This window comes from Massilibacterium senegalense (assembly GCF_001375675.1).
Lineage (GTDB): Bacteria > Bacillota > Bacilli > Bacillales > Massilibacteriaceae > Massilibacterium > Massilibacterium senegalense.
On record NZ_LN831785.1, the window covers coordinates 450651 to 467991 of the forward strand.

Consider the following 17341-nt stretch of genomic DNA (forward strand, 5'->3'; position numbering starts at 1 on the left):
TCCTTAATTATCCGATTTTTCCGACTTTTGATACAATAAATTATTTGCGCATAATCCCGCAATTAACATACTCCGATTACTTCCTACAATTTTCGCATTCGTTTCATACCCTTGTACCATTGCCATCGCATTATTAAATGCTACATATTTCGTTAAAATTGCATGTTTATACGTATCAAACAAATCATTTAATTTATTTTGTAATATTTGTACGTTACGTGCTTTTAAAATCGGCTCTGCTAAACCATAGTTTTTATTTTCTTTTTCTGCTGCTGATTGTGATAATAAATAATAGCCAAGTTGTCCTGCTAAGAAAAAGAATTCTGCATCATTTTCACAAAAAACCATTCCTTCTTTTTCTTGCAATTTATCTTTTAACGAATTGTACACTTGCTTTAAATTGTTTTCCATATTTATCCCCTCCTCATAATCAAAATCTTTTAAAAGCGCTAAATATAAATGGAACGCATCTGTCACTTTGTGAAAACGAAGTCCTTGTACCGTTTGAAGCATTTGATTTTCCATTAGCTGCATCGAATACTTTTTAATAAAAGGTTCAATCGTTCCTTTTGTATCTTTCACGATATAATCAAATAAAGCCTGTCTAGTCATCGTATAAATAGATACCATTTCGACTGTAAAAATATTTACTTTTGGCTTTGGTGCTTCTGGATCTAACAAGTTATTTGGCATGAAACCATTAAAAAATAGTTTATTCATAACAGCTCGCAAGGCGGATTTTTTATAAATTGGTTCATAGGCCTTCATTACTGTTACACCGTTCACTTTTTCTTTCCTTTCCAGTACATTATCCATTACCAAAGACCATGCTTCATCAGGTTCGAAAGGGACATTTTCAAAGTATTGAATACTTCCGTTTTTATCAAGACTCAAATAATAGGCGCCTTTTGCGACACTTTTTGCGGATACTTTTTTACCTGTCCCTGGACCAAATGGTTCGTGAAAAGGAAGGGTAATTTCTTTGAATTTTCCTCTTTGTTGTAACCATTGATAAAAATCTTTAATCCGCAACGCCTCTTCTAACGAGACACGAGTAGGTACTTCTGTTTTTCTCGTTTTCATTTCGAAAAAAGGCTTTTTTGCATTCATGCTTACATCATAAGCAGGCAATCCAACAATTTTATTATTTAATAGCTCATTAAATTCATTCACATTAAAAATACGAGGTAAAACGTAAATTTCGTATTCTTGGGCATATTCTTTTAAGTCTATATCAAAAAAAACTTTAATATAATTTGTAACTTTATGTTCCTTCACTAAGTTGCGAATCCATTCCATAACCTCATCAAAATATAGCTCCCAAAATTTCGCAATCTGTTCTCGCTTGTTCACTCGTTCCTCTGAAGATAAATACGTCATTAATGGTTCATAATGCGTATGAAAAAACGTTTCCCGCGCAGATTCCGCTGCTTCTTTTTCAGCTCTTTTTCTCGCTTTTATCGGATACAATTCGAATAAACGATCGTCCATTTTAGGAATACTTTTTTGATAAAAACTTAAAAAATGGTTCTTCGCTTCATCCGTTTCTGATTCCCCATCTTTTCCAAATACATAATCTTTTTTCCAAAAAAGAGTAAATGCATTCGTACTATGCACTTTTTTCCCTGGTAAATCGATACATTTATTCATATCGTCATTAAGCACACTACTTAACCGATCCGCTGTATGAAACCATTTGAATAAAGCATCATACACTTCATCGTGTTGTTTCTTAACGACCTTATATTCGGTTTTTTCTTTAGAAAAAGTTTTACTAAGAGGTAATTTTATATAAATACCTTCTTTTAATTCATAGTTATCTTCGACTATACGAGGGGATTCCGCTAAAACTTCTGAAAACTGTGGTACTAAATCTTTTAACATTCATTTGTACCCCCTTTTATATAAAATTACCAAAACAAAAACCTAGGCCTAATGCCGAATTTTTTTCACCAATTCCAGCTCCTAATACGACATGTGCTAATTTTTGAGAATCTTCATCTTTTTTTACTTCAATTTTCACTTTATGTCCTAGTAATTTAATTCCTTTATATGACGTTCCAATTGGTTTGTGATTCGAAAACTCAATACTTTCGATAAAATCATAATGACCTACTTCTTCACCAAGTAACGTTTTTAATTTCTTTTCTGCATTTTGTTCTAAACGTTGAATAAATAAGTCTACATCATCCGTTTGCAACCAAGGTTGATTGTCTACTGTTACAACAACTGGCGTAACCGAATAAAGACCTTGAATAACTTTATTCGCATATGTACGTTTTTCAATAGCAATAACCTCAAACGGACCCCTTTTTTGTTTTCTCATGCAGCGATTCATTTTCTCTAAAAATATTTTATTCAAACTACGCACACGAAAAACATACACCTGATTTGCCTTATACGTTTTCGTTTTAAACTCTAAAGGGTAGAAGCTATTGTAGACATAACCTTTGATATCACTTTCACCATGGAATTCTTTTAAATCTGCATCATGCAACATCGATGCATTTAAAAAGTTGCCGATTACCTCTTGTGAATGTTGAAATGGAATGTCTTCTTTTAACATTACAGTAACGATTAATTCAGAAAAATCCAATTTAAGTCCCACTTCCTTTTTTGATAAATAATTCCTATTAATAACTATACCCTATTTAAATAAAAAAACAACATTTTTTATTTTAAACCATTAACTTTGATATCAAAATGTTATGTAAAGAATTAAAATAACGAAAGAATATACAACAAAAAAATGCAGGAATGTTAATCAAACAATATTCCTGCATTCTTGCCTTTAAAAATTTGTTTAATAGAATCTGTTTAGCAAATCCATGTACACAATGTGTTACGGTTTAAAATTAAGGAAGGTTTTATTTTAAAACCATGAACCTTTTTAAATACACTTTTTCAAATAGAATTTGAATGTAACATACTCCGTTACTTGTTAGGGTTTCATGGACATTATAGCATACTTTTATGAAACTAAATACATCCCATGTTACGGTTCAACAAAAGCGTAAACGCAAGGAAAAGAGCAAGTAAGTTTATTTAAATACATCTAATGTTACGGTTCAACGTTATATTCAAAGCAATACTTTATAAATAAACTGAAATTTAAATACATCTAATGTTACGGTTCAACCAATTTTCGATATTAAGCCACTAACAAGTGACATGAATTTAAATACATCTAATGTTACGGTTCAACTTCATTTCTTTTGATTGAAAAGGGGACTCTTCTTTATTTAAATACATCTAATGTTACGGTTCAACCTCTGTTAGAACAAAACCATCTTCCTTTTCTCCTTCATTTAAATACATCTAATGTTACGGTTCAACATCTTCATTAAGGAAGTAGTTACCGAAAAAGAAGGATTTAAATACATCTAATGTTACGGTTCAACCTGCCCAAGAGTTAGTTTATGGCCGAGCGTACCGAAATTTAAATACATCTAATGTTACGGTTCAACTTGTCAACTGTGAGTTTCAGTTAGCACATCTTTATACATTTAAATACATCTAATGTTACGGTTCAACCCTCCGTTTGATTTGTTACTCTTATTGTATATCAACATTTAAATACATCTAATGTTACGGTTCAACACGTGTACGTGGAAAAAACAAGGATGATAGTATAAGATTTAAATACATCTAATGTTACGGTTCAACTTGTTTAATAAAATTCCTGCATCATCATAATTCTTAATTTAAATACATCTAATGTTACGGTTCAACCAATTTTCGATATTAAGCCACTAACAAGTGACATGAATTTAAATACATCTAATGTTACGGTTCAACTAGATACTGTTCTGTTTGCAACTGGTGCAGAACTAATTTAAATACATCTAATGTTACGGTTCAACTCTTTAATCTGATTTCGGTATTCTGCTGTATTTTTCATTTAAATACATCTAATGTTACGGTTCAACAATGGGTGCCAATGGATTTGACGCAGCACAGGCATCATTTAAATACATCTAATGTTACGGTTCAACTGGTGTCATATATTTATTAGGCCTTTTTTCTAACAAAATTTAAATACATCTAATGTTACGGTTCAACGTAGCTTTATACGTGGAACTTAGCGAAATGGCGAAATTTAAATACATCTAATGTTACGGTTCAACTTGTAAAGTGATGGACTGGAACGAGCCGATACTTTTATTTAAATACATCTAATGTTACGGTTCAACACACGATTGAGGTGATAAAAAATGTTAGTCGCATTATTTAAATACATCTAATGTTACGGTTCAACTTTGTATTGATCTGTGTACGAAATGATGTATTCGCATTTAAATACATCTAATGTTACGGTTCAACAGCGTCTCATACGCCTCTTTCTCAATCCTTCGCAAATTTAAATACATCTAATGTTACGGTTCAACTAGATAAACACGTTGCTAAGACAATTGAATCAATTGTATTTAAATACATCTAATGTTACGGTTCAACGGGCGGTAGAAAGTCAATCCCGCACGATTGGTTTGTATTTAAATACATCTAATGTTACGGTTCAACGGTAGTTTTGGGAAAGAAGGACGTGCTTTGGTAATTGTATTTAAATACATCTAATGTTACGGTTCAACAACAAAAAACAAATGAAGCAAAGAATGCTGAAGCACATTTAAATACATCTAATGTTACGGTTCAACACATTGGGGCTTATTTAACTGCATATCTCGCGGATATATTTAAATACATCTAATGTTACGGTTCAACGCCGATAAATAAAGACTTTTATAATTTGATAATACCTCAAAAACGGCTTAAATTCAACATTTCGTCTAAAATTCTCCAACCTCGCGACTAATTTTCATTTTTTTTATTTTTCCGCTCATTTTCATTGATTTAACAACGTTTATAACTATTTTTAACATATATCCACTTGGAGAAAAAATAAAATATTATGATTTTTATCTACAATAAAACACATATTTTCCAAAGCCTATGAAACACTTTTCACATTCACTTGTTTATAAACCATCCAACTAAAAAAGAGAACGACTGTCGTAATAATTAATCCAATCGACAGCACCGCCAAGTGAATTAATTTTAGAAATACACTTGTAGCAATCACAATATAAAAATAAGCAAGTACTTGTTTGACTTCATGGTTTTTAAATCGTTTTAATTGCTTTGACCCAATCGGTGAACCAATAAGCGCTCCAGCAATTAATAATAAGCCATGTTTCCAGTCAATTGTTGTTCCTGATCCAAAGTAAGATAAAATACCAGATAACACAATGACTGACGCTGCTGTAATACTTGTTCCAATCGCTTTATACAAATCCATTTTTAACCACTTACTTAACAGTGGCGTCATGACAAATCCACCACTTACACCCATTAAAGAAGAGATCCATCCTGTTAATAAACCAATAAAGGCAGTATACGCTTTCCCTTTTTTCGGACTTTCTTTCGTTTCTTTATGCAAAAATTGATAAGCAAATCGAGACAATACTCCAATGTAAAGTATCGAGATAACGATAGCTGCTCCGTTTAATTGGTCTAACCATTTCACAATCGGTACCATCGAAACCGAACCGAGTACACCAAAGAAACCGAGAACAATCGCCAGTCGTCCTTCGACATTTTTCAAGCGAATATGAGCAAGGGCGCCCGACAAAGTAGAGCCTAGCGTAAGCATGAGTGATAACATAATCGCATGACTAGGCGCATACCCACTAATTAATAAAATAGGGGTTAAAACGATTCCACCACCTATACCGAAAAAACCTGACATGATTCCAATCAAAAGACCACCGATTAAAAACATCATCCATTCCATCCGTTCCACTCCTCTCACTTATATTGTAAGAGCAAATAGCTTATAATGAAAATGAATCATCGTAATGACTTTCATTAATAAACATAATGAGGTGGAATAATGCAACTGGATTGGCTCCGCACTTTTGTTACACTTGTAGACCTTAAACATTTTACAAAAACGAGCGAACATCTTCATTTATCACAACCGACCGTTAGTGTACATATTAAAAAATTAGAAGAAACATTAGGCGTCCCGCTCATCATTCGTTCTAAACAAAAAACGTTCGAAATAACCGAACAAGGAAAAATTGTGTATGAACATGGCATCACCATCTTAGAAAATTGGCTAAAGCTACAAAGTGCTGTCACCATGACAGAAATGACGAAACTTCGCATCGGAGCTACTCATACAGTCAGTGACGTCCTTTTACCTGAATTTATTACTCAGTTTCGTACATTATTTCCAAAAGCAAAACTACAATTAATGATTCAAAATCACGATACTATCATCAAAGCTTTAACCGATCATTCTATTGATATTGGCTTTGTAGAAGGAACGAAAGGTATTGAACCTTTTCATACACAAGTGATTAGTCAAGATGAATTAAAATTTTACGCAAATCGTGCCGTCTCTTTAGAACAAACACCACTTATCCTAAGAGAACGTGGTTCTGGCACACGTGCATATGCTGATCGCTTTTTACAAACACAACGCATTACACCTGTAGAAGTAATAGAAGTGAGTAGCCACTTTCTTATTAAACAACTTGCTGTTCGTGGGCTCGGCGTTGCTTTACTATCTAGTGCAATGGTAAAAGAAGAAGTTGCACGCGGGGAATTAATAGCTATAGAACCATACACCATTCATCGACCATTTTATGCGGTGTACGGTGAACACATTTTATCTGAACCTTTATTTCAAAAAATCATTTCAACTCTTCCACTTATTTAAAAACTTTAAATCGCAGTCTTCTGTTATTTCAAGCAATATATCTATCGTTGGCTTTGCTAATAAACCATTTACAAAAGTACTTCCTATATGATTTATTCGTTCAATATATTGATTACCGATTATGTTATTTAGAAGTTTTTCTTCTTGTAAATACCAATCTCTCCACAATGGATTATGTTCTTTCAATATAACTGGAAACAGTACCCACAATTCTTCAAGTGACATTTCTGATAATCTCTTCCCCACAATACAAGCCTCCTTTTTACTTAGTAAACTTTTTCACACATTATCGGACTTTATTTTAAACCAACAATTTGTCCTATTTTATTATTTTCAGATATGTATATTGCTACTAATATTAAAACAGCACCGATTATTTCTATGCCTTTAATATATTCTTGTAAAAAGAGAAAGGCAAAAATAGTAGCAAATACAGGTTCCGTCAACTCTAAAAATTGTACTTTATGCGCATCCAAATAATTGAGTGCTTTTGTCGTACAATAAAATCCGCCCAATGTCGGGAAAATTGCTAAACTAATTAGAAGCGGCATAGATGGTAAATTAGGTACCGCCAGTCCTTCAACATAAAATGGAACAAATAAATAAAGGACACCAAACAACATTAAATACCAAATTAGTGCTAAGCCACCTGCTAACGTAAATTTTTTAGTAAAAACTAAAAACAAGCCATAGCCTACACCTGCCACAGCAGCTAGCACAATTCCTAACGATTGCCCCTTAACTTCTCCTTCAGCAAAGTTCATCGTCAACAAACCGATTATTAATAAAATCAAACCCACATATTGGTGTTTACGTTTCGTTTCTTTTAATAAAATAGAACTAAAAATAAACGTCGTAAGTACAGATGTACCTAATAAGATAAAGACGACTAAAGGAACAGATTCATATTTATATGCAGCCGTTTCAAAAAAATATAGGACAAATACACCTAAAAAGGACGAAATCATCATATACTTCATCTTCATCTTCAATTGAACGATATTCATACGGATATTTTTATTCATCAGCGCTACAATTGATACCACCAAAAAAGCAACTAAACATTTATAAAAGGATATGCCTGTAGCTGTAAGATTACTTTGAAATAACCACTTACTAAAAACACCAACTGTACCGTTTAAGATTGCAGCACCTAAAGCTAAAGTCACTCCTAAAATATATGTTTTTTTCATGTAATCTCCTTCACCTCTTTCACTAATCTATCTTTTTATTTCAGCATTCGGATATCTATTAGAAAGTTCTTTCATTAACCGATCTCTGTTCATTGGAGAAATGAGAACAAAATCGTATTGACCATAAGTAATCTCCATTCTTTTTAACGATAACGCAGGACTTGATAATGGATTTTATTGATTGTAATGAAATTTTCTGTTTAAAAGGACCGTAACGAATGATTAAATACTCTTCATCTATCACATAAAATGCAGTGAACCACATCCATAATATACCTAATGGAAACAAAATAGTTAACAGAATTAAAATAAACAACTCTACTAAACTCAGAACTTCTGTTGCAAGTGCATAAACACCTATTCCAATTGTCATTAACATCGAACCAAAAATAATAACGGCCAACCACCAGTCTGTCTTCGATTTATACTTCAACCTATTCACCTACCTCAAAAAATTCATGACTTAATATATTCTACCAAAGTAATGGGAAACCTTTTTTATCGAAAAGTCCTCTTAATCTAGGTACCCTTCTTTTCGAACCCGAATATGGATCTTAGGCGCACCGTAGCGACCTTTACTTTCTTTATGAATAGCCGTGGTTCTTTCGCACAACTATTCATTGGCAACGTAATAGAAAAGGGTGTGCCATAGTAGCACCATAGCTCTTTCAAAGTGCATTTCAATCAGCCGCTACTAAATGCACTTATCATACATCCGGTTGAAGATAATGGATTATACGGGTTGCACTATCTGCTAACTTTTCAAACATCTCGTTAAGTTGGGCTCTAACTTTGGCAAATCCACAGTGGTACCGCATTGAAAATTTTTGATTATACTCTAAAAAACACGTAACAAGAAAGCGTCCCAGTGAATCTTCATTTAAAAACTGCCCTTTTCGTTTGATAGGACGCTTTAAATCTTTATTGAACCTATCGATTACACTTATTAAATAGGTACTTCGACAAATAGATGTTGAAAAATCATAAAAGACAAGTAATTGTTTATTATTCATCCTATTTTCGATGACCCTTGGATACGTTTTCTCGCAAGGTTACCAAGGCTTCGCCGGCAAGATCATGGTTATCAGATTGATAAATGGCTTTCGAATCATGAAGGATCTCTTTGCAATCTTTGACACGTACTTTGAGGAAATTTATCTTAAAACATGAACCAGAAAAACTTGTTGTTTAGCTTTAGGATGCACACGATGAAGGGCATCCGTCCTACCGGTTAAACCATCACAAATAAAGACTAGTATGTGTTCGACATCACGATGTTTAAGACTAGAAACAAACTCTTTCCAAACATAGGAAGAGCCTGTTGGTGCGATAGGAAAGTCAAAGACTTCTTTTTCCGTCGTTTGACGGCGAATCAGAATATACGTGGGATTTAAATAGATGCATACATCGGGGTGGTAATTTGGATATTTTTTATATAAAATGAAAAATAATATAGGAGGTGAACTATCTTGCAATCAAATCGTTATTTACATCCAAACGAAGGAAAAAACAGTGTTTTTCGATTATTACTAGTTTTCATTATTGCAGAAGTGAGTTATGTTGTGTTACCCATCATAACCATTATGCTATATCTTCTTTTTACACATGGTCCGCAACAAACAAGGATATTTTTTGAAAGTGATGATGAAAACCTAGCAATGCTTACCCCTTTTACAGGACATGTGCTACTTCATGTATCACTCATTATTTCTTTTTTGATTATTTGGCTATCTGTTAAATTGATTTTAAAAAGAAGTTTAACAAGTGTTTTTACACCAAACGTACGAATGAACTGGAAACTTATTTTTCGATCTTTTTTTGTTTTCTGTGGCTTAGGGCTTCTATCTATTTTGATAGATGTTCTTTTTTTACATGATACATATCAATTTAAATCATTTAATGCTCCATTATTTTTTAGCTTTATGGTTATTTCAGTGCTACTAGTCCCAATACAAACAACAATCGAAGAGTTTTCATTTCGAGGAATTTTGGTTCAATTGTTATCAAAAAAACTTAAAAGTGCCATTTTAATTTCTATTATGATTGGTTTTCTTTTTGGTGTTCTTCATTTTATTTCGATAGAATTTTCACTTGTTTTCTTCATTCATTTGCTAGATATCGTCTTTGTCGGATTTATGTTGACATACTTATCCGTGAAATTAGGAACTAGCGAATTTGCATTAGCTGCACATGCGGCCAATAATATGATGCTTACCTTATTTATTGATACTGGAGAAGGTTTACCAAGCCTTGTTCAAAGTGTTGCTTCTGACAAACCATTATTAGAATCTATTGTGTCTTTAAGTTGTTCTATTTTAATGTTTGGTCTTTATTATGCCTGGGCTTCTAAACAAAACATTCAATTGCGTGACTAATGATTGCTCTTATCATTGTCCTAACTTCCCAAAAAGGAATAAGTATACTATAAAGCTTCTATCAATGGGGTTTCGCTCTTCCCTCTCACTTATCTGTCTTTCGGTATTCCCTTCACACTTTGAAGTAGGGTCTTACTGCCCATTAATAGGATATACATGATTCTAAAAATAACATTAACTTCATCACCCACCATCATTCAAAAAAATAATAGGTGTTGTCAAACGTGACAATACCTATTAATTAAAACCATTCGGTAATGTTCATAACCGTTTTTTTTAACTCATTAACTATGAACGCTAACATTCCTTCCTTTCCTAGTATACTCGTTATTTACCAATCATTTTTGTTAAACGTTTTGCCCCCTCTGATAAAAATGTAGCCGCTTTAACAATCGCTCGTTCGTCTAATGTAAAGGACGGATGATGCCAATCTTCTTTGCCTTCTGTACCAAAAAAGACAAAGGAACCTGGAACCACTTGGAGGTAACTTGCAAAATCCTCACCAGCCATCGATAATTCTGGATGCACTACTCGTAAAGATTGACTTTCAGCCGTTCCCCGAAGGATTTTGGTTATTTTTTCATCATTCATTAACGGTGGTGGACCAGGTGACCATGTTATCGTCGCATCTTGTGAAAACGCAATGGCTATATGTTCAACGATTTGATTCATTTGTTCTTTTACTGCTTCCCGAATAGAAAGATCAAATGTCCTTACTGTTCCTTCTAATTTCACTTCACCAGGTATCACATTCCATGTGTTTCCTCCAGCAATTTTAGTTACACTTACGACAGCGCTTTGTAACGGAGATGTATGCCGACTAACAATGTTTTGCAAGGCGGTAATCAATTGTGCGGAAGTGGCAATTGGATCTTTCCCCATGTGCGGTTGCGCAGCATGACTACCTTTTCCGCGAATAAAGATGTCAAAACGATCTACCGCTGCCATTAATGGGCCTTCTTTTATTCCAATCGTTCCAACTGGTAAATCCGGTTTGTTGTGAAGACCAATAATCGCCGCCACTCCTTGTAACTGTCCATCTTTCATGACGTATTGAGCACCCCCGCCTGTTTCTTCCGCTGGTTGGAAAAGGAGACGAATCGTTCCGTGTAATTCAGACTGTGATTCTTTCAACAAATACGCTGCTCCAATCACGGCAGCAGTGTGGAAATCATGTCCACAAGCGTGCATTTTCCCTTTATTTTTTGACGCATAAGGAAATCCTGTCTGTTCTTCAATCGGTAACGCATCGATATCCGCTCGTATGGCAACAATTGGACCTGGGTGCTTTCCAATAATATCCGCAAACACTCCTGTTCGCAGGTTCGTTTCGCGAATAGGGATTCCTTTTTCTTGTAGCCACTTTTGAATTGATTTTGTCGTTTCAAATTCTTCTTTCGATAATTCAGGATATTGGTGCAAATGTCGTCGTATTTCGATTAAACGTTGTTCCAATTCTACTGCAGTCATCCAATCCCTCCATGATACACAGTTAACACGTGTGAATAATAAAATGTTGAAGTTCCTCTTACCTATTAACACATTGCAAGCATGATGTTTTTGCTAAGAGAAAAAATTCATCTATTTTATTCAAATAAATCAGTCGATAAATACCGTAAACCTGTATCAGGAAGAATGGCTACGATTCTTTTCCCTTTATTTTCTGGACGTCTTGCTAATTGCGTCGCTGCCCAAATCGCTCCACCAGAGGATGTTCCCACTAAAAGCCCATCTGTTTTCGCTATTTCTCTCGCTACTTCGTATGCTTGACTCGTTTCCACTTCTAATACTTCATCAATAACATCTAGATGAACGTTTGCAGGTACCCGTTCTTTTTCTTGATCAGAAAATCGGTGAACACCTGTAATTTCAACAACGTCAGGATTTTCAAACGTAGCGATGGATTGGTACCCGGGTTCTACACCTACTACTTGGATGTCGGGATTTTTCGATTTTAAATAGGCACCCGTTCCACTTAATGTGCCGCCTGTTCCGACGGTTGCTACTAAAATATCAATCTGTCCATCTGTATCTTCCCAAATTTCTGGACCCGTTGTTTCTTTATGAACGTTTGGATTTGCTCTATTATCCAGTTGGTTTAAAAACACACCTTCTTTTACATGTTCATCAATATATGGCTTAATAACATCATTAATCAGTGCAACAAAATCTCCATCTGTTTGTTCAAGTGTTTCTACACCACCAGGAATTTCAGATAATGGCGTAACTTCTGCACCGTATGCTCTTGCTACTTTTGTTCGTTCGACACTGACATTATCTTGAATATACAATTTCACGTTATATCCTTTCGCAGCCGCTATGGCCGATAAGCCAACGCCAGTATTGCCACTTGTTGTTTCAATAATGGTATCACCAGGTTTTAAAATCCCTTTCTTCTCCGCTTCTTCAATCATTGCTTTGGCGATTCTGTCTTTTGTACTGTTAGCTGGATTTAAATACTCTAATTTCGCAACGATTTCTGCTTCTAATTGGTGTTTCTTTTGGTAATTCGTCACCTCTAATAAAGGTGTTCCCCCTACAAGTTCTGTAATTGATTTTTTAATTTTACTCATTTTATTTCCTCCTCATTATGATTTTCACATTAAATTTAGTTATCACATGAAAATACTATGAATTATAGTAATAAAAATACATCTAACATTCGCTACTACGATCCTAACTATGTTATCTATTTACATATTCATATTCTGCTCTTATAAATCTAAACGAAAGCATTTTACTAACGTATCGTACTTTTGAAATTCTTTTGTTTCATCTCGTTTAAAACCTAACCATTCGTACAATTGTATAGCTTTTTGCATTCTGTCACTTGAATGTAAATAGATACTCGGTGCTCCTTTTTGCTTCGCATAATCTATACTTGCTTTCAGTAACGTTTGTGCTACACCTTGACCACGGGCCTTTGGATGAACAGCTAGTAACCGAATAATCGGTGAAAATATTTGAAGTTCTGGTATACCATATGCTTTTTCAGAAGATTCGAATAATTGTAATGTCCCAAGAACATCTTGATTACTTTTAGCTACTAAAATCTTATCTACTTGTGGGTTATCAATCGATGCACGAATTTGCTCTAAATACTCTTCCCAAATTTCTTGGCTTGCATATTTATCTTCATACTGTTGATAACTTTCCACTAATACTCGTCGGACAAGCTCTTTTTCCTCTTCTTGTAATTCAGTAACGACCACTGGAATCGCCATAAGCTCCCTTCTCCCTTCATTTCCGTTAAAAAAATACTTTTAACACTTCCTCTAAATGTTCAATTCCTACCTTTGTAACGCCTTTATATATATTTCCTTGCCCAATTTCAATAACAGGGACATGACGGACGCCGTATTTTGTTTCTAAAATATCTCGTCTTTCATCATGATTCGTAACATCTACTGTTTGATATCCTACACCTTTTTCTTCTAAATACGCTTTCACATCCGTGCAATAAGAACAACCTTCCTTAGACCAAACGACAATGGATATTTCTTTACTCATTTTTTCATTCCTCCTAGTAATGATCATGTTTTATGGATTCACTGTTTCCTTTGTATAACGATTGATTGGAAACGGTAATCCTAAATTTCCTCGTAACGTATCTGATTCATATTCGGTTCGATAAATGCCTCTCTTTTGCAAAATAGGGATAACGTAATCAACAAAATCATGCAATGCATTCGGCACAACAGAAACAATCGTAAACCCATCTGCTCCCTTTTCTTCAAACCATTCCTGCACTACATCTGCTACTTTTTCTGGCGTCCCTGTAAAAGGAGAACGCGGTGTTGCTTCCCTTAAAACCACTTGTCGAAGTGTTAAATGTTCCTCTTTTGCTTCTTGTTTAATACGATCTGTTGTACTTTGAAAACTATTCTTCCCTATGTCCCCGAGTTCAGGAAAGGGAGCATCTAGTTCATATTGTGAAAAGTCATGATGATCAAAGTATCGTCCTAAATAATGTAAAGCATTTTCAATGGAAACAAGGTTTGCTACTTCTTGATACTTCCGCTCTGCTTCCTCTTCTGTCTCCCCAATAATAGGAGAAAGAGATGGTAAAATGAAAATCTCATCAGGGTTGCGTCCGAAAGCTTCTGTTCTATTTTTTACTTTTTGATAAAATTCCTTAGCATCTTGTAAGGACGATTGCCCCGTAAAAATAGCATCAGCTTCTTTTGCTGCTAAATCAATGCCCGCTTCGGATGATCCTGCTTGAAAAATAATAGGATGCCCTTGTTTAGACCGTGCTATATTAAGTGGCCCTTGAACCGAGAAAAATTCTCCTTGATGATGTAACGCATGTAACTTAGAAAGGTCAAAAAATACTCCGGATTCTTTATCACGAATAAACGCATCGTCTTCCCAAGAATCCCAAAGTCCTTTCACTACTTCTAAATATTCTGATGCTATCCGGTAACGCGTCGCATGATCTGGATGTTGCTCAATTGTTTTACTGTAGTTTAATGCCGTACTTTCAAGGGGAGTAGTTACGACATTCCACCCTGCTCGGCCTTGACTAATATGGTCCAATGAAGCAAATTGCCGCGCAACCGTATAAGGCTCACTGTACGACGTGGACACCGTTCCAATTAGTCCAATATGTGTAGTCACTGCAGCTAGTGCAGATAAAATGGTCAATGGCTCAAATCGATTTAAAAAGTGCGGAATCGATTTCTCATTAATATAAAGACCATCTGCAATAAAAATTAAATCCAGCTTTCCTTCTTCCGCCTTTTTAGCCTGCTCTTTATAAAATGCTAAACTAATACTAGCATCTACTTGCACATCCGGATGACGCCAACTAGCGATATTTCCACCAACCCCGTGGACAAGTGCACCAAATTTTAACTTTCTTCGTTTTGTCATCTTTATACCCCCCTACAATGTTAGAAACGTTATACATACTGTTCGGATAAAAATCCCGCTAATAAACAACTTTTTCACTCTTATACACTTGAAGCGGTCGTAATAACTGGAAAGATTGCAATCGTTTTTCTTTGTTTAAAATGGGATTATGCAAAATAAATTCATCAATGCCGTATTTTCTATGCAACTCTTCTAATTTTGCTTTAACATAATCAGCTGTTCCAGCAATGGCACCAGAATCTTGTTCTTCTATTGTGTAAGGTATCCCCGCTTGTTTTCCGAATAACTCTCCTTGTTCTCGTGTTAAAACTTTAACGGAACGCCCATCTTCCAAATAAACTTTCAATATTTTTTGATCATTTGCTAATTGTTCTGCTTCTTTTTGAGTAGAAGTCGCTATCGCTGATACTCCCACAATGAACGTTCCTTCTCGAAAACGTTCATGATATATTTGACTTGCTTTTTCCAATTCTTCTAAATGGCTGTTAAAAAAAAGACCAAAAACAAAAGTCATTTTTTGATTAGCCGCCAGTTCTGCACTTTTTGCGCTAGCCCCTAATAAAAAGCTTTCCGGTTTTTCGGTTGGAATGGGTGTCGCTTGAATGCCAGCTAATGGATGAGTATCATTTACTGAATTTTCAATTAATTGTTGCAAAAAAGAAAGCCGTTCTTCAAAGTCGGAACCATCATTTTCTGTACCAAATTGTAAAGCCCTCGTTGATAGCGGAAGTCCTCCTGGCGCTTTACCGATACCTAAATCCACTCGTCCTGGCGCTAAATGCGATAACACATGAAAATTTTCCACTACTTTATATGGGCTATAGTGTTGCAGTAAAACCCCACCTGATCCAATACGAATCGATTTTGTTTGTGCTAATAAATAGGCTATTAACACTTCTGGTGATGAGCCTGCTAGTTGGTCAGAATGATGATGTTCAGATACCCAAAACCGAGTATATCCCCATTTTTCTGCTTGCTTGACTAATTGTATTGTTTGTTGAAATGCTTCAACAGTCGATTCTCCTGGAAATATGGGGCTTTGATCTAAAATCCCAAGCTTAAAACTCATCTTCTACTCCCCCTTTTCATTCAGTTTTTTTAATTACACTTATCCTATCATCTTAGTATGATTAATGGCAATGGTTTTACTGATAGAAAAAATTTTTATCTTGAAAAATTAATTTTATCTATTTTTCAAATGCTTGTGCAGATAACAAAATATCAGCTAAAAGCAAAGGAACTTCTTCACCATGTTTTACATAAGTCGCATAAACGTGCTGCTTCATATTCATGAAATGAGACACATCTATTTCTATTAATGTCCCTTGTTCTAACTCTTTTTTTATACACAAATAAGGTAAAAAGCCAATTCCACTTCTGCTAAGGATAATCGACTTCGCCACTTCTAAATGATTCACTTGAAATTCAATACGCGGTTCTACACCAGAAACTTCAAAAATTTTATGAACGGTATTCCAATCAAATGCACCACATTCGAAAAATACCATCGGTTCTTCCGCTAGTTCTTGTGCGGTTAACAACGTATGCGATTGAAAACGATGCCCGGGATACACAACTAGACGAACGGAATTATCAAGAATTTCATGGTTTTGCAAACGATTGTGTAACACATCTTTGATAAGGGCGACATCTACTTGTTTTTTTAGCAATTTATCAATTAGTACATCATTAGAAGCCGAAATAAATGTAAAATGCAAATGAGGATGTGCTTGTTTCCATAACGGAAGAGCAAAGGGAATAAAATATTGGGAAGTAATAATATTTGCCCCAATGACAATTTCCTTTTGGTTATTCCCGCCTTTTAACTGTTTCTTTCCTTGGCGGTAAGAATGGATCATTTGTTCCGCATATGGAACAAAAGCTTTTCCTTTTTCCGTTAACGTCATCCTTCTCCCGTGTCGATTAAACAGTTCGGTATCTAACTCCTTTTCCAACGCTTTAATTCTTGCAGTTACTGTCGGCTGTGATAAAAATAATGCATCTGCTGCTTTGCGGATACTGTTTAAGTGAACAACATACATAAACGTTTCAATATGATCAAGGTTCATCCTTTTCCCTCCTTTGGTGCTGAAAGTAAAAAGTTTCAGTGTCATTTTATTACCTTCCTAATAAAAACATATTTTCCCATTACATATAGTTTATTTAATTTTAAC

14 protein-coding genes, 2 pseudogenes and 1 CRISPR repeat array are annotated in these 17341 nt (G+C 34.8%); of the genes and pseudogenes, 2 read left to right on the plus strand and 14 right to left on the minus strand.

Annotation, left to right across the window (positions count from 1 at the left end; genetic code table 11):
• Nucleotides 1-3: 3 nt before the first annotated feature.
• The 3 genes from BN1372_RS02965 to BN1372_RS02975 all read right to left on the minus strand — a co-directional run bounded on the left by BN1372_RS02965 (nt 4) and on the right by BN1372_RS02975 (nt 5791).
• Nucleotides 4-1884, minus strand: a complete 1881-nt coding sequence (locus BN1372_RS02965; protein ID WP_062197368.1) for a hypothetical protein — start codon at nt 1882-1884, stop codon at nt 4-6.
• A gap of 16 nt (nt 1885-1900) precedes the next feature.
• Nucleotides 1901-2596 (minus strand): CRISPR-associated endoribonuclease Cas6, encoded by a 696-nt coding sequence (gene cas6 / locus BN1372_RS02970; protein ID WP_062197369.1) that lies wholly within the window; start codon nt 2594-2596, stop codon nt 1901-1903.
• A 381-nt stretch (nt 2597-2977) separates the two neighbouring features.
• Nucleotides 2978-4722: direct repeats of the CRISPR family, unit length 30 nt; unit sequence ATTTAAATACATCTAATGTTACGGTTCAAC.
• Between the two features lie 226 nt (nt 4723-4948).
• Nucleotides 4949-5791 (minus strand): sulfite exporter TauE/SafE family protein, encoded by an 843-nt coding sequence (locus BN1372_RS02975; RefSeq protein ID WP_062197370.1) that lies wholly within the window; start codon nt 5789-5791, stop codon nt 4949-4951.
• A gap of 99 nt (nt 5792-5890) precedes the next feature.
• On the opposite strand from BN1372_RS02975, the gene BN1372_RS02980 reads away from it, so the two are divergent.
• On the plus strand, nt 5891-6724 hold the full coding sequence (locus BN1372_RS02980) for a LysR family transcriptional regulator (RefSeq protein ID WP_062197371.1): 834 nt from the start codon (nt 5891-5893) through the stop codon (nt 6722-6724).
• On the opposite strand, the gene BN1372_RS02985 is transcribed toward BN1372_RS02980, so the two are convergent.
• From BN1372_RS02985 to BN1372_RS15810, 4 genes and pseudogenes are all read right to left on the minus strand, one after another.
• Nucleotides 6704-6970: a GrpB family protein gene (locus BN1372_RS02985; protein ID WP_230198785.1), complete on the minus strand. Its 267-nt coding sequence runs from the start codon at nt 6968-6970 to the stop codon at nt 6704-6706. The two genes, BN1372_RS02980 and BN1372_RS02985, sit on opposite strands and share 21 nt — an antisense overlap.
• Nucleotides 6971-7020: 50 nt before the next feature.
• Nucleotides 7021-7917 (minus strand): DMT family transporter, encoded by an 897-nt coding sequence (locus tag BN1372_RS02990; RefSeq protein WP_062197372.1) that lies wholly within the window; start codon nt 7915-7917, stop codon nt 7021-7023.
• Between the two features lie 27 nt (nt 7918-7944).
• Nucleotides 7945-8296: pseudogene (locus tag BN1372_RS02995) on the minus strand (PH domain-containing protein).
• Between the two features lie 328 nt (nt 8297-8624).
• Nucleotides 8625-9392 (minus strand): annotated as a pseudogene (locus BN1372_RS15810) (transposase).
• On the opposite strand from BN1372_RS15810, the gene BN1372_RS03010 reads away from it, so the two are divergent.
• Entirely contained in the window at nt 9387-10292 is a 906-nt protein-coding gene (locus tag BN1372_RS03010) for a CPBP family intramembrane glutamic endopeptidase (protein ID WP_062197376.1), read from the plus strand. The pseudogene BN1372_RS15810 and the gene BN1372_RS03010 overlap by 6 nt on opposite strands.
• A gap of 327 nt (nt 10293-10619) precedes the next feature.
• On the opposite strand, the gene BN1372_RS03015 is transcribed toward BN1372_RS03010, so the two are convergent.
• The 7 genes from BN1372_RS03015 to BN1372_RS03045 all read right to left on the minus strand — a co-directional run bounded on the left by BN1372_RS03015 (nt 10620) and on the right by BN1372_RS03045 (nt 17236).
• Entirely contained in the window at nt 10620-11762 is a 1143-nt protein-coding gene (locus BN1372_RS03015; protein ID WP_062197377.1) for an amidohydrolase, read from the minus strand.
• 116 nt (nt 11763-11878) lie between these two features.
• Entirely contained in the window at nt 11879-12865 is a 987-nt protein-coding gene (locus BN1372_RS03020; protein WP_062197378.1) for a PLP-dependent cysteine synthase family protein, read from the minus strand.
• Between the two features lie 141 nt (nt 12866-13006).
• Nucleotides 13007-13516, minus strand: a complete 510-nt coding sequence (locus BN1372_RS03025; RefSeq protein ID WP_062197379.1) for a GNAT family N-acetyltransferase — start codon at nt 13514-13516, stop codon at nt 13007-13009.
• 25 nt (nt 13517-13541) lie between these two features.
• A complete protein-coding gene (locus BN1372_RS03030) occupies nt 13542-13802 on the minus strand; it encodes a glutaredoxin family protein (protein ID WP_062197380.1) in 261 nt (86 codons plus the stop codon).
• A 30-nt stretch (nt 13803-13832) separates the two neighbouring features.
• Nucleotides 13833-15167, minus strand: coding sequence for an LLM class flavin-dependent oxidoreductase (locus tag BN1372_RS03035; RefSeq protein WP_062197381.1), 1335 nt, complete (start codon nt 15165-15167; stop codon nt 13833-13835).
• Between the two features lie 58 nt (nt 15168-15225).
• On the minus strand, nt 15226-16236 hold the full coding sequence (locus BN1372_RS03040; RefSeq protein ID WP_062197382.1) for an LLM class flavin-dependent oxidoreductase: 1011 nt from the start codon (nt 16234-16236) through the stop codon (nt 15226-15228).
• Nucleotides 16237-16354: 118 nt separating this feature from the next.
• Nucleotides 16355-17236 carry a LysR family transcriptional regulator gene (locus BN1372_RS03045; protein ID WP_062197383.1) on the minus strand — a complete coding sequence of 294 codons (882 nt, stop codon included), beginning with the start codon at nt 17234-17236 and terminating at the stop codon, nt 16355-16357.
• Between the last annotated feature and the right edge of the window lie 105 nt (nt 17237-17341).